Genomic DNA, 24,390 nt, shown 5'->3' with positions numbered 1-24,390 from the left:
TTACGATACCATAAAATTAATTTGTTAAGATTTTTCAAAAAAATCAAATCTTTATTTGATTTATTGAATAATTTATTTTTTCTTTGTACTTTGAATAATATTTATATCGACTATGAAAAAACTAAAGTTGTTTTCATTAATAGCATTGAGTTCTACACTTGCATTAACCAGTTGTGGCGGTTCGGGTACCAGCAAAGGCGGTGGTACTAAAAAATTTGTCAGCAAGACAGGTTGGAAACCAAACGAAAAACAGGGTTGGTTTTTTGCAGGAAAGCAACAAAAACAAAAAGGTTGGCCTGGAATGGTATATGTGGAAGGTGGAACTTTTACCATGGGATTAGTGAAAGATGATGTAATGCACGATTGGAACAATTCGCCTCGCAGAATGCAGGTAAGTTCGTTCTTTATCGGCGAAACTGAAATTACTAACTATGAATACCGCGAATACCTTACATGGTTGAAGTATGTATTCCCGCCAAGTGATCCAAGTTACAAAGAAATTTACAATGGTGCTTTGCCAGATACTCTTCTTTGGGATAATAAACTGTCTAGAAATGATAATAGTGAGACTTATTTCAGAGATCAGAATTATGATTATTATCCGGTAGTGGGAGTTTCTTGGACTCAGGCAAACAGATATTGTGAATGGTTGACAGACAGAGCCAACGAAAAGGCTTTAATGCAAGCAGGAATTATTTCAAAAGATTTGTATATTAACGAATCTAATAATCAGGGTGGTACTGCATTCAATATGGATAAATTCAAATCGAATGATCCAGAAATGCAAGGTTACATTAACGAGAAAAGATTACAGCAAAAATCTGGTATGAAAACTACCAACCAAAGATTGCTTGCTGCAAACAGATCTCCTTCTTCTGCAATGGTTTCTAAATTCAGACTTCCAACGGAAGTAGAATGGGAATTTGCAGCTTTGGGAATGGAGAAAAACAGAGAATACAACAACTATCTTGATAAAAAACCTCAGATAGAAATGTTGAGAAATAAAAAAGGAGAAATTTTAGCTAACTTCAAGCAAGGAAGAGGAGATTATTCTGGTACTGCTGGTTGGAAAAATGATGGTTCTTCTAAAACTTCAGATGTTAGACAATACCCTTCAAACAATTTAGGTATATATGGTATGTTTGGTAACGTTGCAGAATGGACTGCCGATGTTTACAGACCAATTATTGATGAGGAAGCTAGTGATTTCAACTATTACAGAGGAAATATGCCACAGGCAATCGTAAGAAATGGTGACGGAACTTACAAAATGGTAGAAGAAGGAACTATTCAGTACGATACTTTAGCTGATGGAAGATTGGTTTATAAAAACTTACCAGGTCAGTTCGAAAGAAAAACTATTGCTGATTACAGAAACTATAGAGATGGAGACAGAATGTCTTCTCTAGATTATAGAAACGCAAGCGATTCTGCTGCTTCTTACGATATGTATAATTCTCCAAAAACTAAATTTATCGTTGATGCTAACGGTAGAGTTGTTTTACAGAAAGATACTAAAGAGAGAACTTCAGAAATCTCTAACGATATCAGAGTAGTAAAAGGTGGTTCTTGGATGGATTCAGCTTATTGGTTAGATCCGGGACAAAGAAGATTCAAAAGCCAGAATACTGCGTATGGATGGATTGGTTTCCGTGTTGCGCAAGATGCAAGAGCAAGCGATAAAGCTAGAACAAGAAGATAAAATATTTATCAAAATACTTTCAAAAAACCTCCCATATATTCGGGAGGTTTTTTATTTTTGAACCATTAATTTAAGCTGAAAAATTTGTTTTGAAAATATAGTTTGGCTTTTACTTAAACAGATTTACTTTATGAGCCCAGAACAGTTTTATCCTATATATTTAAAATCACAAAAAGTAACAATAGACAGTAGAAAAGTATCAGAAAATGATGTTTTTTTTGCCTTTTCAGGAGATAATTTTGATGCCGCTACGGTTGCTCTCAAAGCTGTTGAAGATGGGGCTCTTGCAGTAATTGTAGAAAATCAAAAGTTTGAAGATCACGATAAAAATATATTTTATGTTGATTCTACTTTAGAATTTTTGCAAGACTTAGCTGTTTTTCACCGCAGTCAACTTAGTATTCCTATTATCGGTCTTACAGGAAGTAATGGTAAAACAACAAGCAAAGAGCTTATTCATGCTGTTCTTTCGCAGAAGTATAATGTACAATATACGCAGGGAAATTTAAATAATCATATCGGTGTTCCGTTAACAGTGCTTTCTATTAAATCTGAACATCAAATGGCGGTTATTGAAATGGGAGCAAATCACCAAAAAGAGATTGAGTTTCTGTGTCAAATAGCAAAACCAAATATAGGTTATATTACCAATTTTGGAAAAGCTCATCTTGAAGGATTTGGAGGTTTCGAGGGCGTTATCAAAGGTAAATCTGAACTTTATGATTATATAAAAGAAAACAATCAGACTGTTTTAGTGAATGAAAATGATCCTATTCAAATTGAAAAAACTGCCGAATGTAATTTAAAAATAACTTTCGGAAAACCGGATTCTGATTATTATTTTACTCCATTTAATGAAGAACATTTTGTGGGTTTAAAGTATCAAAATACTCATCTTCTCACAAAACTTACTGGGGATTATAACTTTACCAATGTTTGTGCAGCGGCAAGTCTTGGGCTTCACTTTGGGGTAGATATTAAAGAAATTAAAACTGCTTTAGAAGATTATACGCCGACCAATATGAGGTCTCAGATTGTGAAAAAAGACTGGAAAACTTTAGTTTTAGACACTTATAATGCTAATCCAAGTTCTATGACTGCTTCACTTCATAATTTTAAAACCTTTGAAGGTTCCAAAACCATTATCATTGGAGATATGTTGGAGCTAGGTGAAGAGAGCGAAAAAGAACATCAGGCAATTCTTAATCTCGCAGAAGAATTAGGGTTTGATGAAATTTTTACCGTAGGAAATCAGTTTAAGAAAATCAATAATTTTTCTTTGTCGTTTCTATCTACTCAGGATTTAATCGAGTATCTCAAAAATAACAAAATTATGTCTGATAATATTTTGCTGAAAGGTTCCAGAGGAATTGCACTGGAAAAGTCGATTGATTTTTTATAGTTTTCTGCTGACAGACTGTTGTCGTAAATCATTATTATCTTTGATGAATAAATTTTACCACAATGAGCTACTGTTCCGCTATAGAAAATATGCAGCCTGAAAGCAGGAAATTATTACACAAAAACTATCATGATTATTTTTATGGATTTCCTATTCATGACGATAATGAATTATTCGGCAGACTTATTATGGAAATCAATCAGGCAGGTCTTAGCTGGGAAACTATTTTGAAAAAAGAAGAAGGCTTCAGAGCTGCTTATGATAATTTTAATATTCAAAAAGTAGCGGCTTATAATGAAAAAGATCGTGAAAGATTGTTGCAAGATTCCGGCATCATCAGAAATAAACTTAAAGTAAACGCGGCTATCGAAAATGCAAAGACGATAGTAGAACTTCAAAGAGAATTTGGTTCTTTCGAAAAATGGCTCGATTATCATCATCCGAAAACGTTGCCGGAATGGATGAAATTGTTCAAAAAAACATTCAAATTTACCGGTGGAGAAATTGTAAATGAATTTTTGATGAGTATTGGCTTTCTTAAAGGGGCGCATTCTGAAAACTGTCCGATAAATCATGAAATTTTCAAGCATAATCCAAAATGGAAGTAATTTTCAATTAATATTTACTGTTGATATATTAATGAAAGCTTAATATTTCTGCTCAAATTAGTTTATATACCGTAATTACTTTTGCGGCACAATATAAAACTACATGAAAAAAACATTACTATCTATGCTTTTGTTGGCTGGATTAACTGCATGCAGAGAAAATGAAGCAAGTATTACCGATGACAATAAGGATATAAATTATTCTAAACTTCCTCAGGAATTTCCGTTTACTACAATGGCTACAATTAATGGAGTAGATGTTATTAACGGAGGATATGGTTCTGGTGCTGCTGCGCATCCTACAAGGAAAGGAGAATTTTATGTTATCACCGATCGTGGTCCTAATACAGATTATCTTAATGGTAAAAAATTTTTAGTTCCGAATTTCACTCCTACCATTATGCATTTAAAGATTAATGCAGATGGAAATATAGAAGTAATAAAATATATCAAACTGAAAAATCCTTCCGGACAGCTTATTACAGGTCTACCAAATCCTGTTGGAATGGGAAGTACAGGTGAAGTTGCTTATGATGCCAATGGAAATGTTTTGGGAACAGACAATTATGGATTAGATAGCGAAAGTATTGTTGCAGCTCAGGATGGTACTTTTTGGGTTTCAGATGAGTACGGACCGCACATCGTTCATTATAGTGCAGAAGGTGTGGAGATGGAAAGAATCAGCCCGATTGGGGTAAATACTGGTACTAGAAAATTACCTGCCGTTTTAGCTAAAAGAAGACCAAACAGAGGTATGGAAGGGCTTTGTATAACTCCGGATGGTAAAACTTTAGTGGGAACTATGCAGTCTATGATGTATGCACCGAGCAAAAATCTGGCTACCAATAAAACACTTACAAGAATTGTAACTTTCGATATTGCAACAGGTCAGACGAAGCAGTTTCTTTATCAGCAAGATGGCGGAGCGTCAGATTCCGTTTGCGATATCACGGCTTTAAGCAATACAGAATTTTTGGTTATCGAAAGAGATGGTAATTTTGGTTCTCAGGGAGGTATTAAAAAAGTTTACAAAATCAATATTTCCGGTGCTTCAGATGTAAATGGATCTGATATCAGTGCGGTAGACGGGTTAAAAATAAACGGTAAAACTTTAGAACAATCTACTTGGAGCGAAATTGCGGCAGCAGGATACCAACCGGTTACCAAAACTCTTGCAGTAGATTTGGTTTCTAAATTAGGATACGAACACGATAAGTTTGAAGGAATAGTTTATTTAGGAAATAAAAAACTAGCTGTATTTAATGATGATGATTTTGGAATTGTAGATGATGGAAACGGAAATCCTAAAGCTAAAATTCTTCCAAAAACAGGAAAGACGGATAAAGGTACAATGTACGTTGTGGATATTCAATAATATTGAATTTTTAGAAAATATGAGTCGGTGGTATTGTGTAATATCACCGATTTTTTTTAAAATAAATTTGAAATTTAGAATAATAAAGAATTAATAAAAATTACAAGAAAAATATTTCAAAAAAAGGAATATTAAAGAAATTTGAACAAATATTATCAGGCATTTTATAGAAAAAATGCGTGTTGTACGTATCTATTTGGTATTTGATGTTTTTAAAGCAAAAATCGTGCTAAATTTGGTTCAATTCAAAAAAATATAGTAAATTCGTTTTAAATTACAAATAATACACACAAAGTAAGATATGTTAAAACAACATTTACAACTTAAATTAGGTCAAAAGCTTGCCCCGCAGCAAATTCAGCTGATGAAGTTGATTCAGCTTCATACGTTGGAATTTGAAGAAGAGCTGGAAAGAGAGTTGGAAGAAAATCCAGCACTTGAAATTGCCAAAGAAGATAATTCGGATGATGAATATTCTTCATTGGACGATTCTTATGAAACAGAAGGAACAGAAAGCATAGAAACCGATTTCGATGTAAATGAATATCTTTATGATGATGAACCAAGTTACAAAACGGCGTCCAGCAATTATTCTGCAGATGATGAAGATTTTGATAATGAAAGTCTGCTAACAGAAGGGCAGTCTTTATACGATTATCTGATGGAACAGATTAATCTTGTTAATATTTCTGATGAAGATCTTAAAATCGCAGAATACATCATCGGAAATCTAGATACTGACGGTTATTTAAGACGTGAAATAAAATCTATTGTTGATGATTTAGCGTTTTCTCAAGGGATTTATACAACTCAGGAACGAGTAGAAGATATTTTAGAAAACTATATTCAGAAGCTGGATCCGCCTGGTGTAGGAGCAAGAGGTTTGCAGGAGTGTCTTTTACTTCAGATAGAAAAAAAAGTAAGCTCTGATAAAGCTGTTTCTTTGGCAGCCAATATTTTAAGATTTCAGTTTGATGCTTTAACTAATAAGCATTATAATAAAATCATTCAAAAATACGATATCGAAGAAGAGGATTTGAAAGCTGCTTTGGAAGAAATTTCTAAACTGTCTCCTAAAGTTGGAGGAAATTTTGATACTCAAACCATTACCATTAATCAGGAAATTATCCCGGATTTTGTTATTCAGGTGAAAGATGGGCAGGTAATTCCTTTACTCAACAGTAAGAACGCTCCAACTTTGCGTGTTTCGGAAGAATATAAAGATATTTTAACAACTTATTCTCACGATAAAAATTCTTCTGAACACAAACAGGCTGCATTGTTTATTAAACAAAAACTGGATGCTGCGAAATGGTATATTGATGCCATCAACCAAAGACAAAATACTTTATTGCAGACCATTACGGCTATTGTGAAATTTCAGCATAATTATTTTATTACCGGTGATGAAAAATCTCTAAGACCTATGATTCTTAAAGATATTGCAGATATTACAGGTTTTGATATTTCTACTATTTCCAGAGTGGTAAAAAGTAAGTATGCAGATACTCCAAACGGAATTATTTATTTGAAAGATCTTTTTTCTGACAGTCTTACCAATGATGATGGAGAGGAAGTTTCTACCAAAGAAATTAAAAATCATCTTCAGGAGGTTATTAGTAAAGAAAATAAAAGAAAACCGCTTACCGATGATGCATTGGTGGTAATTCTTAAAGAACAGGGCTATAATATTGCAAGAAGAACTATTGCTAAATATCGAGAACAGCTTAATATTCCGGTGGCAAGATTAAGAAAAGAACTCTAAAAATAAAAAACTCGAATCCTCTAAAGATTCGAGTTTTTTTATGTTAATTTTTGTAGATAACGTACTTGCTTCTTATTTTGGAAAACTTTTCAAGATCAGATTTCCAGGAAGCTTTTATTTCTTTTAAAGATTTTCCTGCAATTATTTGTTTTCTGAGTTCATCCGAACCTGCAAGTTTATCAAAAAACAGGTTTTTCAGGAAAAAATCCTGTTGAGGATTTTTATAATTTTTATATGCTTTTAAAAGCCATTCTAAATTTAATTCACGTAATGGTTCAGGATAATTTGACAGATTTTCTCCATAGCACATAAGGCCGTTTAAAAAAGGATCTTTTGCTCCGTAGTTTGGCTTTGGTGTAAACTGATAAGGCAAATTTTTAGTCCACGGAGATCCATAAATCTGAAAAGGAAAATCGGTGCCACGACCTACAGAAACTTGTGTTCCTTCAAAAAAACATAAACTTGGATAAAGATTAATCGCTTTATCGTTCGGTAAGTTGGGAGAAGGTTTTTCGGAAATAGGATAACGTTTATTTTTAAAATAATTTTTCAAGGGAATTAAAGTGTATTGAGCCTGAACTCCATTTTTCAGCCACTTTTCGCCATTCACCATTTTTCCGTATTCGCCAATAGTAAGTCCGTACACAACCGGAACTTCGTGCATTCCTACAAAACTTTCCCATTTTTTTTTGAGAACGGGCCCGTCAATATATCCGTCATGAGGATTTGGTCTGTCCAGAACCATTATTTCGACATTATTTTCGGCTCCGGCTTCCATTAAATAAGTAAGGGTAGAAATATAGGTGTAAAATCTAACTCCAACATCCTGAATATCAAAAATAACCAAATCCATCCCTTTTAATTGCTCTGGTTTAGGTTTTTTATTATTTCCGTAAAGAGATATAATTGGAATTCCTGTTTTGGTATCCACACCGTTTTTTACTTTTTCTCCAGCATCTGCATCTCCACGAAAACCGTGTTCAGGTGCAAAAATGGCTTTAATAGAAACATTGTTTTTTACCAAAAAATCTACAAGGTGAGTTTTATCTTTCAATAAACCAGTCTGGTTGGTGACAATCCCAATTGTTTTGTTTTTTAAAAGAGGTAAATATATTTCTGGCTGATCTGCTCCGGTCTTAAATTCTTGAGCGTTTGTCTGAGAATAATATCTATTGAATATCCCTAAAAAAATTAGGCAAATAAGAACGAATGTTTTATTTTTGAAATTAAAAATCATAGGCTTGAAGTTTCCATTATATTTCTCCCGAAAAATAGCGTTTTCCAAAGATAACAAAAATAACCTTTCTAGGGTGATCATCTTTATTGGCAGGCTTTCTGTAGCTTTAGGGGTTATTGTATCGCTCATTACGGTTTCTACCGGTTTGGGTTCCAAAAAAGCAATAAAAGAAAGGTTAGGGGATTTCAGCGGACATGTTACCATAAAATCTACCCAGTCGAATTCTTCTTACAATACATCTGTGTTGGATAATGCAGGATTAGACATAAAAAAAATACAATCTCTTCCCGATGTGGCTTCTGTACAGAAATATGCGATGGTAACGGGGATTATGCGGAATGAACATAGTTTTTGCGGTGTTATTTTCAAAGGAGTAGGAAAAGATTTTGATAGTTTAAGATTCAAAAAGTTTCTTATTGCTGGGAAAACTCCCTTTTTTGATGGTGATGGCTATAATAATGGCGTTGTAATATCAGAAAAAATTGCAAATGATCTTCATTTAAAAGTGAAAGACAGCATTGTAACCGTATTTTCGAAAGCAGATCAAAAACCAATCTACAGAAAATTTGAAGTTACAGGTATTTTTAAGACAGACATAAAGATGATTGACGATCAGTTTGTGGTTGGAGACATCAACCATGTAAAAAGAATTCTGGATATGAAGCCTGAAGAAATTGGAGGGCTTGATATTTTCTTTAAGAATGTCAACGATGTAGATGAAGATTTTCCTCAAGTAGAAAAATATATAGGCTATAAAAATTATGCTGAAAAAGCAACCGATAAATATCCGCAGATTAACGATTGGATTGGTCTTTTCGATACCAATATGGGGATTATTATTTCTATCATGCTTCTTGTTGTGATTATCAATATTATTATGGTTTTGCTGATTCTTATCATCGAACGAACCAATTCTATTGGCTTGCTTAAAACCTTAGGAGCGACAAACGGACAAATTCGTACAACATTCATCAATTATACATTAATTATCATGATTCCCGGACTTCTATGTGGAAACATTATAGGTTTAGGGCTTCTTTTTGCACAAAAGTATTTCGAAATCATCAAACTTAATCCTGAAAATTATTACGTAAGTGTTGTACCCGTAGATCTTAATCCGTTGGTTATTATCTCTATTTCTGTCGGAATTCTTATTATTTCCGGGATGGCTTTGGTAATTCCAAGTTATCTTATCAGTAAAATATCTCCGGTTAAAGCCATTAAATATAATTAAAAATCATCTTTATCGATCAATATTTTAATGAGTTTAAAGTATTGATGTTAAATGAATGTTTTAGCAAATTACAATAAACTTAAATAGAGTTTAAGTTATAAAGCCGTATCTTTGCCGCGCTTATAAAAATGTTTATGAAATACGCAGAAAATATACTCGAAACCATTGGAAATACGCCTCTTGTGAAACTTAATAAAGTTCTTGGAGAAGATTTTCCCGCATTGGTTTTGGCAAAGGTAGAAACCTTCAATCCAGGAAATTCTGTAAAAGACAGAATGGCTCTTAAAATGATTGAAGATGCCGAAAAAGACGGTAGATTGAAGCCGGGAGGAACAATTATTGAAGGTACGTCAGGAAATACAGGTATGGGGCTTGCTTTAGCCGCTATTATTAAAGGCTACAAATGTATTTTTGTCACCAATTCTAAACAGTCTAAAGAAAAATGTGATATTCTTCGTGCTGTTGGTGCAGAAGTTATTGTTTGTCCTACAGATGTAAAGCCTACAGATCCGCGTTCTTATTATTCCGTATCGAAAAGATTGGCAAAAGAAACTGAAAACGGATGGTATGTAAACCAGTATGATAATTTATCCAACAGAACGGCTCACTACGAATCTACTGCACCAGAAATCTGGGAGCAGACTGAAGGAAAACTTACTCACTTTTTAGCTGGAGCAGGAACTGGTGGAACGGTTACAGGTTGTGGAATGTTCTTTAAAGAGAAAAATCCTAATATTAAAGTAATTGGAGTTGATACGTATGGATCAATTCTAAAAGAAATTCACGAAACAGGAGAAATTCACCTAGAAAATGCATATTCTTATATAACAGAAGGTATTGGTGAAGATATTTTACCGGAAAACTACGATATGTCTGTTATAGATCATTTTGAAAAAGTTACCGATAAAGACGGAGCAATTTATGCAAGAAAACTGGCAAAAGAAGAGGGGATTTTCTGCGGATATTCTGCTGGGAGTGCTATTGCTTCGCTAATTCAGATGAAAGACCAGTTTACAAAAGACGATGTTATTGTTGTTTTACTTCACGATCACGGTTCGCGATATGTTGGTAAGATTTATAATGACGACTGGATGAAAGAAATGGGCTGGCTAGACTAATCTTTCAAAACAAATATTTTAAAAACTCAGAGCGGCGACTCTGAGTTTTTTTGTTTATATGGTAGTATTAAATTGCTTAAATTATTCCTTATTTTGTACTGAAATTAAATTGAAAAAATCAGTTTTTCAATTTGGTGTGCACATCCTCGAAAATTAAAGCTTTCACTTTTTAAATTTCCGTAATTTTGCATTATGAATCAGGACACAATCTGCGCACTGGCAACTGCCAACGGAATGGGAGCAATCGGAATTATCAGAATTTCCGGAGAAAAATCTTTTGAAATTGTAAATGCGGTTTTTGAAGGTAAAAATCTAACGAAAGTAGCTTCTCATACCGTTCAGTATGGTTTTATAAAAGATGATTATGAGGTAATTGATGAAGTGATGGTTTCGGTATTTCATGCCCCAAAAACTTTTACAACAGAAAATTCTGTGGAGATCTCTTTTCACGGTTCGCCTTATATTGCCAAAAAAATTCTTGAGGTTTTAATAAAAAACGGAGCAAGAATGGCAAAAGCAGGTGAATTTACCATGCGTGCTTTTATGAATGGAAGGATTGATCTTTCCCAAGCTGAATCTATTGCAGATTTGATTGCATCTGAAAATGAAGCGAGTAGAAAAGTGGCTTTAAATCAGTTAAAAGGCGGAATTTCTAATGAGATTTCTTTCCTAAGAAACGACTTGCTGAATTTTACTTCACTTATTGAGCTAGAGCTGGATTTTGCAGAAGAAGATGTAGAATTTGCCGACAGAGCTGCACTGAAATCTCTGCTTTCTAAAATTGAAGAAAAACTGAATTCTCTGATTGAAAGTTTTCAATATGGAAATGCCATCAAAAACGGAACTGCGGTTGCCATCATCGGGAAACCGAATGCCGGAAAATCTACACTTTTAAATGCTTTGTTGAAAGAAGAAAGAGCTATTGTAAGCAATATTGCAGGAACTACAAGAGATACTATTGAGGAAATTCTTCATATAAAAGGACATGCTTTCCGACTTATTGATACAGCAGGTTTGCGTGAAACATCGGACGAAATTGAAGCTATTGGTGTCAAAAAAGCTAAAGAAAAAGTAGAAAATGCTGAAGTTCTTATTTATCTTATAGATGCTTCAACCCAAGATTTTTCGGAAGATATTGATATGCTAAAATCTTTATTGAGAGAGGATTTGAAACTGATTATCTGTGCCACAAAAATTGATGAGGTAATTCCTGATCAATATGAAAGCATAGAAAATGTTTTAAGAGAATCTATCACTCAGGAATTTGATTTTATCAAAATTTCAGCAGTTGAAAATCAGAATATCCAAGATTTGAAAAATGAATTATCTTCCTATGTAGAGCAACTGAAATCTGAAGAAGGAAATGTTATCATCACTAATCAGCGGCATTATGAAGCCTTGCAAAAATCCCTTACTTCCGTAAGGAAAGTGGAAGAAGCGGTCAATTTTCAAATTACCACAGAGTTATTATCTTACGAACTCCGCAATGCTTTAGAAAATCTCGGAGAAATATCCGGCGAATTTACTAATGATGAAGTGTTGGGGAATATTTTTTCTAAGTTTTGTATCGGGAAATAATTTAGCTTTTCTTTAGTTTCTTTTTCTTTCTTTTATTTGATTATCAATTATTTATAAAAATTTTATTTTCTCTTTTTGGAGTTTATTTATATATTTGTACTACTTCTGTACCACTTCAGGATATTAAAATAGTGAAAAGTAGTACAAAGTAGTACAAATCCAAAGTTATGAAAATATCACTTAGTCAAAGAAAATTGAAAGATGGAAGAATCAGTCTGTCTATTGAGTTTTATCGTGGTTCCGAAATTACTGAAGACGGAAAAAGAAAACATCTCAGAAGCTTTGAGAATCTAGATTCTTATTTAATTTCAGATCCAAAAACAGCAAAAGAAAAAAAAGAAAATAAAGAAGCTTTAGAATTTGCAGAAAACGTACTTGCAATTAGAAAAGCTGAATATGCGCAAGGGAGATTTGAATTAAAAAACACTGCAAAGTCCAAAAGAATATTTCTAAATTATTTTGCTGAACTGACAGAAGAAAAGCAAAAGCAGGATACTTCTAACAATTACGGGAATTGGTTATCTACTCTACAACATCTCAAAAAGATTGTTCCGAAAAATATGACTTTCGAAGAAATAGATGAAAGTTTCGTCAAGAAAGTTCACCGATATTTCGAAAAAGATGCTCTTACTAAAAGTGAGCTACCACTTTCTCAAAATTCAAAATATTCATATTTCAATAAGTTTAAAGCTTCACTCCGAAGTGCTTTCGATAATGGATATCTGACTATAAATTACGCATTAAAAGTCAAATCCTTTGAACAGGCTGAAAGCCAAAGAGAATATCTGATTTTTGATGAATTACAACGTTTATCTAAAGCTGAATGTAAATATCCGGTTTTGAAGAAAGCTTTTCTTTTTTCGTGCTTATCGGGGCTACGTTGGTCGGATATCAATACTTTGATTTGGAAAGAAGTTCGTGATGAAGGTGATATATCAAAAGTCAACTTCAGACAGGAAAAAACAGATGGTGTAGAATATCTTTATATCTCAAAACAAGCAAGAGAATTGTTAGGAGAAAGACAAGATCCGCAAGAAAGAGTTTTCAAAGGTTTGAAGTATGGAATGACCTACAATACTGAAATTATACGCTGGTGTAATCGTGCTGCAGTTCCTAAGCATATTACTTTTCACTCTGCCAGACATACGAATGCAGTTCTCTTGTTGGAAAACGGTGCAGATATTTACACAGTTTCCAAAAGATTAGGACATCGAGAATTAAGAACGACACAGATCTATGCAAGAATAGTGGATAGCAAAATGAAAGAAGCTGCTGAGATTATTCCGGAATTAAATATTGAATTGTGATATAACTCTTATCTTAAAAAAATCTGCTTTATTAAACTAGTTTTATAATATTTCAATTATATGCTTTTAAATATAATATATGATTATTCTATATTTTTATATCTATTTGCATATATTTTGTAAATTTGTATCACAATAGATGTAAAAGCATATAATTATGTACACCAACTTATCAAATTTTGTAAAGCAAAAACGTAAAGAAGCTAATTTAACCCAAGAAGAATTTGCTGATAGAACAGGCGTTGCTCTTACTGTAGTTCGTAAAATCGAACAAGGAAAAGATAATTTGAGTCTAGCAAAGGTCAATCAGGTTCTTTTGATGTTTGGGAGTAAGCTTATTCCAATGAATTCTAAAGAAGTTGAAGAATGAGACAAGGAAAAGTTTTTTACAATGATATTTTTGCAGGAATCATTACAGAAACTAATGATGGCGAATATACATTCGCCTATGAGTCTTCTTATATTAAAGAATATCCTAAACAGTTTCTGACATTTTCTATGCCTGTAACTGACAAAGTGTACAAAGACAAAAGATTATTTCCTTTTTTTGAAGGACTTATTCCTGAAGGTTGGCTTTTGGATATTGCTTCTGATAACTGGAAAATCAATAAAAATGATCGGATGGGCTTACTTTTAGCTTGTTGTAAAAATTGTATCGGATCGGTGAGTGTTGAACCTTTAGATTTATCTACTGATGAATAAGTGTCTTTTTTGTTATCAGTTTTTGAAAGACAACGAGATTGACTTTCATAAAAAATGCAGTAAAAAAATCTTTGGAACAGAAACAGCTCCATTGCTTAATTACACTCTGAGCGAAATGGAACTTTTAGCTAAGGAAGTCATAGAAACATCGATTTCAGTACCAGGTGTACAACCAAAATTGTCTTTAAGTTTTGTAAAAGAAAAATTGGAAGATGGGACTAGAGGAAGATTAACCGTTCTGGAAGCTCTAGGCGGAAATTACATCTTGAAACCTCAAAATGTAGTTTTTCCTCAAATGCCTGAAAACGAACATTTGACAATGAAATTGGCAGAATTATTAGGAATCCAAGCTGTAATCTCTTCATTGATAAGATTGAAATCAGGGGAACTTTCTTACATAACCAAAAGAATTGATAGAACAGGATCTAGGAAAATACATATGCTGGATATGTTTCAAATAACAGAAGCATTTGATAAGTATAAAAGCTCTATGGAGAAGGTGGGCAAAGCTGTGAATGAGTATTCTTCTAATACCTTACTTGATGTTGTACGACTTTATGAAGTATCTATTTTTAGTTACATCACTGGGAATAATGATATGCACCTAAAGAATTTTTCTATGATTTTGAAAGGTGAAGATTGGGTATTATCGCCCGCTTATGATTTACTTAATGTCCAACTTCATTTACCGGAAGATAAAGAAGAAACAGCATTGACAATTGGGGGGAAGAAGAGCCGATTAACAAAAGCTGACTTTATCAATTTAGGATTAAAATTTGGATTGACTGAAAGACAGATAGAAAATATTTTTAAAAGATTTATAAAAGAGGAAGAAAAGATGAAGGAATTAATAAGTATTTCTTTCCTTGATGAAGAAAAGAAAAAAATATATAAAGATTTACTTAGTCATCGATTAGAATATCTTAAAGATAACTAACTATTTTTTATTATGAGTTATCTAGATTATTTTGCACAATTCCTACACGAATTTATGAGAAAGGATATAACGTAATCAGTGATTGAGTCATTAATTTCATTTTCACTTTTTTACCTTAATGAAAATGGCTTTTTAATTCAGTTGAATCCAGAATAATCTTATTTAGCCTTTTAACATTTCAGATTAGTCCAAAATATTCTTATTTAGCCCGCATGTTATTGATAGTCTTTTGTTTGTGATTTTTATTGTTGACTTTTGTTTTGTTAAATCAATTAAAAGAAACAGATGGAAAATAACGAAATCATCATTCATAAGCTCAACCGAATTGAAAAGCATATTTTCGGACTAAAAGCAATTCTTAATGTAGAAGAACTTTCAGATTACACAGGGTTCAAGAAATCGTATATCTACAAATTGGTTCATACCAACTCTATCCCATTTTCAAAACCATCTGGCAAAATTCTATTCTTTGAACGGAAAAAAATTGACGAATGGTTGCTGAAAAACAGTCATAAATCAAATGACGAAATCCAACAAGAGGCAATAGAATTTTCTTTACGCAAAAAATAAAACCTAACTACTGCCATAGTTAGGTTTAAATGTTTGTTTTACTGGAAGTAAAGAGCAAATATAAAAATTATTTGCGAGTTCTTCCAAAATCAAAAAATGCTTTATGGAAGAAAATAAAATTCTGTATCAAATCGAGACTGAAACGAAAACAATATTTGACAGAGCGATTAATTATTTGAATTCAAAATATTCAATTAGGTTCAATAGAATCTCTCTTGAGCTTGAAATTAAACTTGTATCGGATAAAAAATGGTCAGCGCTCAATTTGAATTCTTTATTTATAGAACTTGTTAGATCAGGAATTGATATTCCAATTAATAAATTGGAAATTCTGGTCAGAAGTCATTTGATTCAGCAATACAATCCGATTCGGGAATATTTCGAAAATTTGGAAGATTGGGACAACGAGAATCATATCGGTAAGCTTTGCAGTTATGTAAAGACGACTGATGATAAATCATTCCTAAAGTATTTCGAAAAGTGGTTAACCAGGACTGTAATTTGTGCTTTAAAACCTGGTTACATCAACAAACAGTGTTTTGTTCTTTTCAATACTAAGCAGAATAGTGGAAAGACGAGTTTTCTGCGATTTCTCATTCCTGCAAATCTTGAACAATATTATACAGAAGACATTGGTGTTGATAAAGATGGCTTAATTTCTTTATGCAAAAACCTTCTGGTCAATATTGATGAACTTTCGGTAATGTCAAAAACGGATGTCAATATTCTTAAGTCTTTCATTTCTAAAAATACCGTCAATGCACGTTTGCCTTACGATCGCAAATCGTCATTGATGCACCGGACAGCTTCGTTTTGTGGCTCTACCAACCGGTCGGATTTTTTAACCGATGAAACCGGAAGTGTGCGGTGGCAGATTTTTGAAGTTTTGGAGATTGATTTCAATTATTCTAAGGAAATCAATATTGAAAAAGTTTGGTCACAAGCATACTACAATGCTTTTGAAAGGAAAAATTACAATCCGGAACTGACGGCTGAAGATATCCTGGAAAACGAAAGGCGGAATGAAAAATTCAAACAGGTATCTCTGGAACAGGAAATTATTCTTAGTCATTTCGAAAAATCAAAACTTCAAAGTGAATTTCTAACACCTTCGGACATTATGCTTGCTATGAATAATGCACTAGGGGTACGTCTAAATATCATAAAAGTTGGTAAAGCCTTGACTGCACTAAACTACGACAGAATTAAACATCCTAAAAGACAAGTCTATGGATATTTGATCCGAAGGAAAATTGATGAATGATATAATCTAAAATTACTTACCACTTACCTCAACATTGCGAAAACCACCATTGACACAAAGTTTATGATAAGGTAACTTACAAAAGTAAACTTACCTAATTACTTAAAATATAGGTAAGCAGGTAAAGGGAGGTAGGATGTAAATGTTTAAAACTCTCAATGAATAAAGGCATAGGTAATAAGGTAAGTGAATTACAAAACTTTATAAACAAAACACAAAATTTTATGAACTGCAAACAATTCAATAGCATTTCGTTGGAAGAAGTCCTCCTTTCTCTCGGACACCTTCCCACGAAACAAAATGAAAAAGAAGCCTGGTATCTCAATCCTTTTGCCAGCGAATCCCAGGCCTCTTTTAAAATCAATAAAAGCCTCAACTATTGGTACCTATTTTCAGAAGGAATTGGTGGGAATAATACAGACTTTATGAAAAAATACCTGAATACTTCCATCAATGGGGTTTTGAATTGGGCTGACAATCAAAATTTTTCTTCTTTTCAAAAGCAAAACAGTCCTAGTCTGAAGTGTAATAACCAACGCAGAAATTATGAGATAACTAGCGTGAAAGCGGTCAGGCATTCTGCACTTTTGGAATATTTAAAGAGCAGAAAAGTTGAAGATCAAACCGAATTTCTACAAGAGATTCATTATCGGATAGACGATAAGAATTATTTTGGGATAGGTTTCAAAAATGATTCTGGTGGTTATGAATTCCGCAATAAATACTCTAAGATTTGTTTGGGTAAAAAAGATGTTTCAACAATTAAAAACAATTCAAATTTCATTAGGATTTTTGAAGGTTTTTTTGATTTCCTTTCATTTAAAACTGTAGAAAATCAATTGGCAAAAGAACCGTCTGATTATCTCGTTTTGAACTCTGTTTCGATGATCCAAAATATTAAAAATTCTCTTGAAAAATATGAAAATATTGAGCTTTATTTTGATAATGACCAAGCTGGGAATCGTGCTGTAGAAATCATCAGTGATGTATTACAAAATGTAAAAGACTGTCGAGCTTTCTATTCTAATTTTAAGGACTTGAATGAATATCTTGTTAAGAAAACTGAAGAAGTTCAAAAACAATACAAATCTGCATTTAAGAGATGAAAAATTCAAAAACTTTTGATATTAACTTATTTGATAAAATGTTTGATTTAAATTCAGAAAATAAAATCGGAGCAAATACTATAGCTGTTTTTACTTTTATCCTATATAAATGTGAAGATCCACGAAAAGAAATAGTTCTATCAGACTATCAAATTGCAAGAGAGCTTAGGCTTTCCAGGCAAACGGTCATCACTGCAAAAAACAAACTCAAACTTTTAGGACTTTTGGATTACAATAGAAATCAGGGTTTTCCAAATCGTTTTATTTTAAATGGAAACCCAATGCCAAAAGTAACACCAAATACCTATGAAACAATAGATAAACCTAGTGATGAATTAAAAACCATTGAGGAATCGGAAATTAATACCAATAGCTCATTTTCAAAATATCCGAACTTAAAACAGTTTATAGATTTTGCAAAAACTTTAAAAGACTATTCAGAAAAACTAGATGATTTATTGATTCAAAAATTTCAGAAATGGGAAGAAGCAGATTGGAAAAATTCATTGGGAAGACCTATTTTGAATTGGAAATCTACTCTTGAAAAAAATATGAATACCCTTGAGGTTTCACACTTTAATGGAAATTCTTCGTTATCTAATCTTCCACTAATTAAAAGACCGAACCTAGATTAAAATCAACTATTCGACTGGTCTAAATTAAGGTAGACTAAATAAAATTTTGACTTTTGAAAACTTTACAGCAAGATGTGTCTTTGTACGTACAAAATTTACATTTTATACTACCTAGACTCTCTTGCCTTTTCCGCGAAAAGGGTGAAAAAACTTCGGAACTCGTTTTTTTTTGTTTTGGAACTCGTTTTTTTAAAGAATATGATTTATTCTGTAATTTTATTTCTATCCTCCACCAACTATTCTAATTTCATGCTTTTTTTTAGAAAAAAGAAACCCACGCCATTGTATACACCGGAAAAAGTATTTAATTCCAGTATTTAGTGAGTGTTCAAAACCTCACCCTACGGGTTTACAAGCACCCTCATTTTTTAGCTATCCGATAATCAATTCGATTCCGGCTTTTTCTGCTTTGTATTTTATTTTTGTCTGCAATTCATAATAGCTCCAATTACGAAGTACAAACTCCTGTTCTTTTGCAATCCCTATTTTGTCTTCCTGATCTTTAAGAATTAATGTGCCCGCCTGCTGTCGGATGCAGAAATCAATCAACTGCCGACTGTACAGATGGAGATGATGACTCACAAAACGGTTTTCCAAATTCTCTGTTTTTTGCAATGCCTTCTGTTTCCGTTTGGTTCCATTTCCCGAACGGGAGTAAGCCACTCCTGCTCGAATCCTTTTATTACTCGCCTGAATCGCCAACCTGCGGTAGAGGAATTCCTCTTTTGAGCCAATAGTCATTCGCACATTGTTGGCTTTTACCACGATGGGATGTTCCAGAGACAAAGATGCTTCGGCAATGATCTCTGGTTTTAAGCCATGGTTTTCCTTTTCAAACTCAAAGACAGATAGCCAAAATATTTTACCGTCTTTCAGCTGGACTTGTGAGTTGCATTGCTTGATCTCTTCTCTTAACAGCCGCTCCAGTACCAAATGTTTATCGGAGAAATCTCTCCCTAAATAGGTTTTGACCGGAATCGCAAACATATTGAAGGTAAACGCTTTCTTTTCAGGGTCATACTTCATTTTGCTGATGCACTTGACCGGAAGCGGAATAGGAATGTCTTTTTTAAAGTTTGTCAGTGATTTTGTTCCCTGCCAGTAGTCGGCTTTGTTTTTGGAAAAGGTAGATTGAATTGTATTGTTTAAGCATCCCAGAATATCTGTGGGGATCTCTCCTTTGAAACGGTCAAAGACCATGCGTGCAGTTGTATTTGTTTTAGAACGGTTGAAGATTCCCATTTCATCTCTTTTTTCGTCAACTAATTTATATTGGATTTCTTCAGTGAGGTAAAAGAAATCCTTGATCATTTCCTGTACGTACAAATGGGAAACAATTAGATTAGCCGCCCTGAAACAGCGGTTCTGATACCTATAGAGCTTTTCCCACATTTTGCTTTTATCCTCAGATGGAACATCAATCACCAGCTGAATTTTCCGTGTTAAGGTTATCGTAGACTTTTCCATTTCAAAGGAGTATTTCAGATAGGTTTTGATTTTGCAGATGCTGATAGGCGTAAAGAAATTCCCGATGCACTTCCTTTTCAGAAAGTTTAAGTTCTTGTGCAATGACCGCAAATGAAGACTTCTGTTTAAACCGTCTTTTAATAATCTCGAGCTGCTGACTGCTGAGTTTTTCTAACTGCTCTTCTTTGTCAAAAGCTTTTTCTTCTGGCTGCTCAAAAGTAGTTACCTTAAGAATTTTCCGAAGATCATGTATGGCTTTGCTCACCTCCGTGCTGATGCCTGTCACGCTGCTTCCCATAGCTTCTGCGATGGGTTTGTACTGAAAGCCGTATTCTAGGCAAAGTTCTATCAGGTGTTTCCTTTTGGGGTTCAGTACGGGTAAAACCTTTGTGATTTCATCGAATCTCTTTTGGTCTGATTCCTGGCTATGTAAATACTCTTTATCTTTCAAAGGATCGTAACCTGCAAGATATTCCTGATAATTCTCAAAACTGTCAAGGGAAGCCATTAAGCGCGTGAATTTATTCCTTGGCGCAGTGACATACGCAATACAATCCCTTTTCATCACAAACCGTAAAAAGCCGGTAATGTGATTAGGCGATTCAATGGTATCGCGGTGCAGCCACAATTTGAGAAAGGTATCCTGAACAATAGTGTCCACTATGAAATCATCCTTCAGCACCTGCCATCCAGACCAGAAAAGAAGTCTTTTGTAGCGCAGATGAATGTATTCCAGAGCAATTGGACTACCTTTTTTCAGCAGTTCGTACAACTGAAAATTGGTTAATTTTTTGGGTAAAGAGTTTGTTCTTTTCATAAGCAGCGGATTTTAGCTAATTATTGCTGGAAGGAACTGCTTAAATTAATAAGGTGAATTCTACTCTTTACTATATTCCTTAGTTTATTATATCTTGCACAAAAGAAAAGGCGTGGAACTCAACTTACCGACTAGAGGTACTGGCATACCAAGCAACGATAAGTGAGCCCACGCCGAAGTCGTGGGCACATTTACTTATCATCTCATCGCTTTTTGAAAAGTGCCAGTTTTCTAGTCGAGAATCTAAGCAATAGCTTCTATATTTCTTTGAACTATCGCAAAGTTACAAAGCAGTAACTTATTTTACAAATATATAAAAAAATTGGATAATTCGGATTTTAGTCCGAATTATTTTACGCAATATCACTTTTATTTGCTTTTATGAAAATTGCAAATAGAAAGATTGTTGAATTTATAAGGGATAAATGGGTTATTCCAAGGAATAATAACAGTCAATTTGCAACTGAAAATAATATTGACTAGAAGACTGTAAGAAGAATTAGAGAAGATACCAATTATCAAATTAGTTTAATTACTATAATGAGAATTTGCGAGGCAAAGAATATTAAGTTGTCTAAATTCTTTGAGATGGCTGGACTTTAAAAAAGTACAATATTTAAAAATACCGACGAGAGTTGGTATTTTTTTTACACTAAAATTGATCGACTAGCATTTCAGAGAAATAAAGTAAAGCGAGCAATAGCGTCTTTCAAATTAATTTTAAAAAAAATACTTGTTATACGGTTAACCGTTTTTTCTTTTGTTGTCCTTTAGTTATATTTAACGATTATTTAAAATACTCTGTTCACAAAAGATACAATGGCAAAGAAAACAGCTGCAAAAACAAAAAGTACTGAAGAAATCCTTTGGGATTCCGCAAATAAATTACGAGGTTCTGTAGAACCATCAGAATACAAGCACGTTGTGTTGAGTCTGATCTTCCTAAAGTTTGCAAATGACAAATTTTTGAGAAGAAGACAGAAACTTGTCAACGAACACAAAGAAGCATTTTTGGATATTCCCGAATTCTATCAGGCTGAGAATGTCTTTTATCTTCCCGAAGAATCTCGGTGGACTTTCATTATGGAAAACGCCAAGCAGGAAAATATTACATTGATTGTAGATTCTGCCCTGAAAACCATTGAGCGTACCAACAAATCTCTGGAAGGTGCTTTGCCCGATAATTATTTTTCCCGTCTCGGATTGGATCAGTCTAAATTCTCGGCATTGCTGGATACCATCAACAATATTGATACGCTGCGCGACGAAGCCCACGATATTGTGGGGCGTGTGTACGAATATTTCCTGAGCAAATTTGCGATTGCCGAAGGGAAAGGAAAAGGAGAATTTTACACGCCTAAGTCTATCGTGAACCTTATCGCTGAAATGATAGAACCGTACAAAGGGAAAATCTATGACCCTTCCTGTGGTTCGGGTGGGATGTTTGTACAATCGCTGAAGTTTATTGAAAAACATAAGGGCAACAAAAAAGACGTTTCTATCTACGGTCAGGAGCTCACTAATACCACTTATAAACTCGCCAAGATGAATCTCGCCATACGTGGGATCTCTTCTAATCTGGGGAATAAAGCGGCAGATACTTTTGGCGATGACCAGCATAAAGATCTGAAAGCCGACTACATTATGGCAAACCCGCCTTTTAATTTAAAAGACTGGCGTGCAGAAAACGAACTCACAACCGACCCAAGATGGGCAGGCTATGAAGTGCCACCAAAATCCAATGCCAATTATGCGTGGATCCTGAATATGATCTCCAAGCTTTCTCAGAATGGAGTAGCCGGATTTATTTTGGCAAACGGTGCTTTGAGTGGTGGTGGCGAAGAATATAAAATCCGGAAGCAGATTATTGAAAATGATTTGGTGGAGGCTATTTTGATTTTGCCTGGAAGTATGTTTTATTCGACAGACATCAGTGTTTCTATGTGGATTATTAATAGAAATAAAAAAGAAAGAACTATTGAATTAAATGATGTTATAAAAGATTATAGAGATCGTTCCAATGAAGTCTTGTTTTTTGATTTAAGAAAGCAAGGTGTTCCGTTTGAGAAGAAATTTATAGAATTTGATGAAAATTCAATTTCAGAAATTGCTCAACATTATCATCAATGGCAATTGCAAACGTGGCAAGAAAACTATAAAAATGTAGATGAATATTGCAAGAGTGTTTCTTTGGATGAAATTCGTAAGAAAGATTATTCATTGGTTCCAAGTAAATATATCGACTTCAAAAACATTGAAGAGGATTTCAATTTCGATGAAAAGATGAATGATATTACATCAGATCTAAAGGTTCTTTTTGATAAAGAATCCTCATTAAAAATTGAAGTTGAAAATGTCTTTAAATCATTAGGTTATGAGCTATAAAAAACTTGGTGATTATATCATTGAAAAAGTGGAGTTCAATGATGGGGATAAATACAAATTGTTGCAAGGTGTAAGCAATAACAAATATTTCCAAAAGGCGAAAACAAACATCATCGGGATTGACTTGTCGAAATATCGGGTAGCTCATTATAATCAATTTGTTTTTAATAGAGCAACTACACGTAATGGCGATAAGATATCAATTGCTTTGAGAAAAGGCGAAAGTTGTATTGTTTCTCCATCGTATAGGATTTTTGAGGTAAGAGATGAGAATGTGTTGCATCCTGATTATTTACAGATGTGGTTTACAAGACCCGAATTTGACAGATATGCACGCTTCAAATCTCACGGAAGTGCTCACGAATTTTTTGATATGGAAGAAATGTGTGAAGTTGAATTACCCATTCCTTCCATCGAAGAACAACGACAAATTGTTTCGCAATACCAAAGCATAGCCAACAAAATAAAAGTCAACGAGCAGATTTGCGAAAAGTTGGAAGCTACTGCTCAGGCTTTGTATAAACATTGGTTTGTGGATTTTGAGTTTCCCTATTCCCCTCCGTCGGAGGGGTGTCCGCAGGACGGGATGGTCAAAGGGAAACCTTACAAATCTTCCGGCGGTAAAATGGTTTTGAATGACGAGCTTGGGAAGGAGATTCCGGACGGGTGGGAAGTTGGTAAGCTTGAAGATTTTGTTTTAATTAAAAACGGCAAAATTAAGCCAAATAGTAATGGAAATATTCCTGTTTATGGAGGTAATGGGATTATTGAGTATGTAAATCAAAATAATTATGAAAGATTAAATATTATTGGTCGTGTAGGTGCTTATTGTGGTTCAGTTTATTATAACGATAGTAAAATATGGATTAGTGATAATGCTTTAGCTGGAATTTCAAAAAATGATACGATATATTATGATTTTCTTTTACTCAATAGTTTAAATCTTAATTCTAAAAGCGAAGGAAGTAGTCACCCACTCTTAACACAAGGAATTTTAAATAATATTGATGTTTTGAAAGCGGATAATAATATAATTTATATAAAATTTGAAGAAATTGTAAAAAAGCTTTTCAAGCAAATAAAAAATATAGCTGATCAAAACCAAATACTCACAAAACTACAAAGTTTGTTATTGTCGCGGTTGGCGGTTGGGGAGGAAGTGAGTACTTAATAAAAAAACT

General features: G+C 33.6%; 21 protein-coding genes. 18 read left to right on the top strand and 3 right to left on the bottom strand.

The features are described from left to right. Positions 1–112: 112 nt before the first annotated feature. From gldJ to rpoN, 5 genes are all read left to right on the top strand, one after another. Positions 113–1,702 carry a gliding motility lipoprotein GldJ gene (gldJ, locus tag MTP08_RS09620; protein ID WP_243575832.1) on the top strand — a complete coding sequence of 530 codons (1,590 nt, stop codon included), beginning with the start codon at positions 113–115 and terminating at the stop codon, positions 1,700–1,702. A gap of 130 nt (positions 1,703–1,832) precedes the next feature. After that, positions 1,833–3,104 carry a UDP-N-acetylmuramoyl-tripeptide--D-alanyl-D-alanine ligase gene (locus tag MTP08_RS09615; RefSeq protein WP_243575831.1) on the top strand — a complete coding sequence of 424 codons (1,272 nt, stop codon included), beginning with the start codon at positions 1,833–1,835 and terminating at the stop codon, positions 3,102–3,104. Positions 3,105–3,166: 62 nt separating this feature from the next. Then, positions 3,167–3,712 carry a DNA-3-methyladenine glycosylase I gene (locus MTP08_RS09610; protein ID WP_243575830.1) on the top strand — a complete coding sequence of 182 codons (546 nt, stop codon included), beginning with the start codon at positions 3,167–3,169 and terminating at the stop codon, positions 3,710–3,712. Positions 3,713–3,815: 103 nt separating this feature from the next. Then, entirely contained in the window at positions 3,816–5,087 is a 1,272-nt protein-coding gene (locus tag MTP08_RS09605; RefSeq protein WP_243575829.1) for an esterase-like activity of phytase family protein, read from the top strand. A 301-nt stretch (positions 5,088–5,388) separates the two neighbouring features. Next, entirely contained in the window at positions 5,389–6,852 is a 1,464-nt protein-coding gene (gene rpoN / locus MTP08_RS09600; protein WP_243575828.1) for an RNA polymerase factor sigma-54, read from the top strand. 43 nt (positions 6,853–6,895) lie between these two features. On the opposite strand, the gene MTP08_RS09595 is transcribed toward rpoN, so the two are convergent. Further along, entirely contained in the window at positions 6,896–8,089 is a 1,194-nt protein-coding gene (locus tag MTP08_RS09595) for an exo-beta-N-acetylmuramidase NamZ family protein (protein WP_243575827.1), read from the bottom strand. Positions 8,090–8,093: 4 nt separating this feature from the next. On the opposite strand from MTP08_RS09595, the gene MTP08_RS09590 reads away from it, so the two are divergent. The 11 genes from MTP08_RS09590 (at position 8,094) to MTP08_RS09540 (ending at position 18,540) form a co-directional block, all read left to right on the top strand. After that, positions 8,094–9,323 (top strand): ABC transporter permease, encoded by a 1,230-nt coding sequence (locus tag MTP08_RS09590; RefSeq protein ID WP_243575825.1) that lies wholly within the window; start codon positions 8,094–8,096, stop codon positions 9,321–9,323. A gap of 134 nt (positions 9,324–9,457) precedes the next feature. Then, positions 9,458–10,441 (top strand): PLP-dependent cysteine synthase family protein, encoded by a 984-nt coding sequence (locus MTP08_RS09585; RefSeq protein ID WP_243575824.1) that lies wholly within the window; start codon positions 9,458–9,460, stop codon positions 10,439–10,441. Between the two features lie 192 nt (positions 10,442–10,633). Beyond that, positions 10,634–12,019, top strand: coding sequence for a tRNA uridine-5-carboxymethylaminomethyl(34) synthesis GTPase MnmE (gene mnmE / locus MTP08_RS09580; protein WP_243575823.1), 1,386 nt, complete (start codon positions 10,634–10,636; stop codon positions 12,017–12,019). 167 nt (positions 12,020–12,186) lie between these two features. Next, complete coding sequence (locus MTP08_RS09575) at positions 12,187–13,326, top strand: site-specific integrase (RefSeq protein ID WP_243575822.1); 1,140 nt, start codon at positions 12,187–12,189, stop codon at positions 13,324–13,326. Between the two features lie 157 nt (positions 13,327–13,483). Then, positions 13,484–13,696, top strand: coding sequence for a helix-turn-helix domain-containing protein (locus MTP08_RS09570; RefSeq protein WP_076784036.1), 213 nt, complete (start codon positions 13,484–13,486; stop codon positions 13,694–13,696). Then, the gene (locus MTP08_RS09565; RefSeq protein ID WP_074235061.1) at positions 13,693–14,028 is read left to right on the top strand and encodes a HipA N-terminal domain-containing protein; all 336 of its coding nucleotides are present in this window, start codon (positions 13,693–13,695) and stop codon (positions 14,026–14,028) included. Before MTP08_RS09570 ends, MTP08_RS09565 begins: the two co-directional genes overlap by 4 nt. A 22-nt stretch (positions 14,029–14,050) precedes the next feature. Beyond that, positions 14,051–14,965, top strand: coding sequence for a HipA domain-containing protein (locus MTP08_RS09560; RefSeq protein ID WP_317232999.1), 915 nt, complete (start codon positions 14,051–14,053; stop codon positions 14,963–14,965). Positions 14,966–15,250: 285 nt separating this feature from the next. Next, complete coding sequence (locus MTP08_RS09555; RefSeq protein ID WP_027374281.1) at positions 15,251–15,535, top strand: helix-turn-helix transcriptional regulator; 285 nt, start codon at positions 15,251–15,253, stop codon at positions 15,533–15,535. 265 nt (positions 15,536–15,800) lie between these two features. Next, positions 15,801–16,799: a virulence-associated E family protein gene (locus MTP08_RS09550; RefSeq protein ID WP_243575820.1), complete on the top strand. Its 999-nt coding sequence runs from the start codon at positions 15,801–15,803 to the stop codon at positions 16,797–16,799. A 224-nt stretch (positions 16,800–17,023) separates the two neighbouring features. Further along, complete coding sequence (locus MTP08_RS09545; protein ID WP_243575819.1) at positions 17,024–17,905, top strand: toprim domain-containing protein; 882 nt, start codon at positions 17,024–17,026, stop codon at positions 17,903–17,905. Beyond that, positions 17,902–18,540 (top strand): hypothetical protein, encoded by a 639-nt coding sequence (locus MTP08_RS09540; RefSeq protein ID WP_243575817.1) that lies wholly within the window; start codon positions 17,902–17,904, stop codon positions 18,538–18,540. Before MTP08_RS09545 ends, MTP08_RS09540 begins: the two co-directional genes overlap by 4 nt. A gap of 372 nt (positions 18,541–18,912) precedes the next feature. Here MTP08_RS09540 and MTP08_RS09535 read toward each other — a convergent pair whose 3' ends face one another. After that, the gene (locus MTP08_RS09535) at positions 18,913–20,007 is read right to left on the bottom strand and encodes a hypothetical protein (protein ID WP_243575815.1); all 1,095 of its coding nucleotides are present in this window, start codon (positions 20,005–20,007) and stop codon (positions 18,913–18,915) included. A gap of 1 nt (position 20,008) precedes the next feature. Then, positions 20,009–20,824: an RNA polymerase sigma factor gene (locus MTP08_RS09530; RefSeq protein WP_243575814.1), complete on the bottom strand. Its 816-nt coding sequence runs from the start codon at positions 20,822–20,824 to the stop codon at positions 20,009–20,011. Between the two features lie 819 nt (positions 20,825–21,643). On the opposite strand from MTP08_RS09530, the gene MTP08_RS09525 reads away from it, so the two are divergent. Together MTP08_RS09525 and MTP08_RS09520 are read left to right on the top strand one after the other, a co-directional pair. Then, on the top strand, positions 21,644–23,209 hold the full coding sequence (locus MTP08_RS09525; protein ID WP_243575813.1) for a type I restriction-modification system subunit M: 1,566 nt from the start codon (positions 21,644–21,646) through the stop codon (positions 23,207–23,209). Beyond that, complete coding sequence (locus MTP08_RS09520; protein WP_243575812.1) at positions 23,199–24,380, top strand: restriction endonuclease subunit S; 1,182 nt, start codon at positions 23,199–23,201, stop codon at positions 24,378–24,380. Before MTP08_RS09525 ends, MTP08_RS09520 begins: the two co-directional genes overlap by 11 nt. The last annotated feature ends 10 nt before the right edge of the window (positions 24,381–24,390 follow it).

The sequence above is a fragment of the Chryseobacterium oryzae genome (genome assembly GCF_022811665.1).
GTDB classification, from domain to species: domain Bacteria; phylum Bacteroidota; class Bacteroidia; order Flavobacteriales; family Weeksellaceae; genus Chryseobacterium; species Chryseobacterium oryzae.
Note: the sequence above shows the minus strand (reverse complement) of the source record. Positions and strands in the feature narration are given on the sequence as shown.

What these genes read in the sequence shown, in the direction of transcription:
- MTP08_RS09525 (WP_243575813.1), top strand. Translation starts at nt 21,644, where the DNA reads ATGGCAAAGAAAACAGCTGCAAAAACAAAAAGTACTGAAGAAATCCTT.
- MTP08_RS09615 (WP_243575831.1), top strand. Translation starts at nt 1,833, where the DNA reads ATGAGCCCAGAACAGTTTTATCCTATATATTTAAAATCACAAAAAGTA.
- MTP08_RS09605 (WP_243575829.1), top strand. Translation starts at nt 3,816, where the DNA reads ATGAAAAAAACATTACTATCTATGCTTTTGTTGGCTGGATTAACTGCA.
- rpoN (WP_243575828.1), top strand. Translation starts at nt 5,389, where the DNA reads ATGTTAAAACAACATTTACAACTTAAATTAGGTCAAAAGCTTGCCCCG.
- MTP08_RS09565 (WP_074235061.1), top strand. Translation starts at nt 13,693, where the DNA reads ATGAGACAAGGAAAAGTTTTTTACAATGATATTTTTGCAGGAATCATT.
- MTP08_RS09535 (WP_243575815.1), bottom strand. Translation starts at nt 20,007, where the DNA reads ATGGAAAAGTCTACGATAACCTTAACACGGAAAATTCAGCTGGTGATT.
- MTP08_RS09570 (WP_076784036.1), top strand. Translation starts at nt 13,484, where the DNA reads ATGTACACCAACTTATCAAATTTTGTAAAGCAAAAACGTAAAGAAGCT.
- mnmE (WP_243575823.1), top strand. Translation starts at nt 10,634, where the DNA reads ATGAATCAGGACACAATCTGCGCACTGGCAACTGCCAACGGAATGGGA.
- MTP08_RS09555 (WP_027374281.1), top strand. Translation starts at nt 15,251, where the DNA reads ATGGAAAATAACGAAATCATCATTCATAAGCTCAACCGAATTGAAAAG.
- gldJ (WP_243575832.1), top strand. Translation starts at nt 113, where the DNA reads ATGAAAAAACTAAAGTTGTTTTCATTAATAGCATTGAGTTCTACACTT.
- MTP08_RS09545 (WP_243575819.1), top strand. Translation starts at nt 17,024, where the DNA reads ATGAACTGCAAACAATTCAATAGCATTTCGTTGGAAGAAGTCCTCCTT.
- MTP08_RS09540 (WP_243575817.1), top strand. Translation starts at nt 17,902, where the DNA reads ATGAAAAATTCAAAAACTTTTGATATTAACTTATTTGATAAAATGTTT.
- MTP08_RS09575 (WP_243575822.1), top strand. Translation starts at nt 12,187, where the DNA reads ATGAAAATATCACTTAGTCAAAGAAAATTGAAAGATGGAAGAATCAGT.
- MTP08_RS09595 (WP_243575827.1), bottom strand. Translation starts at nt 8,089, where the DNA reads ATGATTTTTAATTTCAAAAATAAAACATTCGTTCTTATTTGCCTAATT.
- MTP08_RS09610 (WP_243575830.1), top strand. Translation starts at nt 3,167, where the DNA reads ATGAGCTACTGTTCCGCTATAGAAAATATGCAGCCTGAAAGCAGGAAA.
- MTP08_RS09530 (WP_243575814.1), bottom strand. Translation starts at nt 20,824, where the DNA reads ATGAAAAGAACAAACTCTTTACCCAAAAAATTAACCAATTTTCAGTTG.
- MTP08_RS09520 (WP_243575812.1), top strand. Translation starts at nt 23,199, where the DNA reads ATGAGCTATAAAAAACTTGGTGATTATATCATTGAAAAAGTGGAGTTC.
- MTP08_RS09585 (WP_243575824.1), top strand. Translation starts at nt 9,458, where the DNA reads ATGAAATACGCAGAAAATATACTCGAAACCATTGGAAATACGCCTCTT.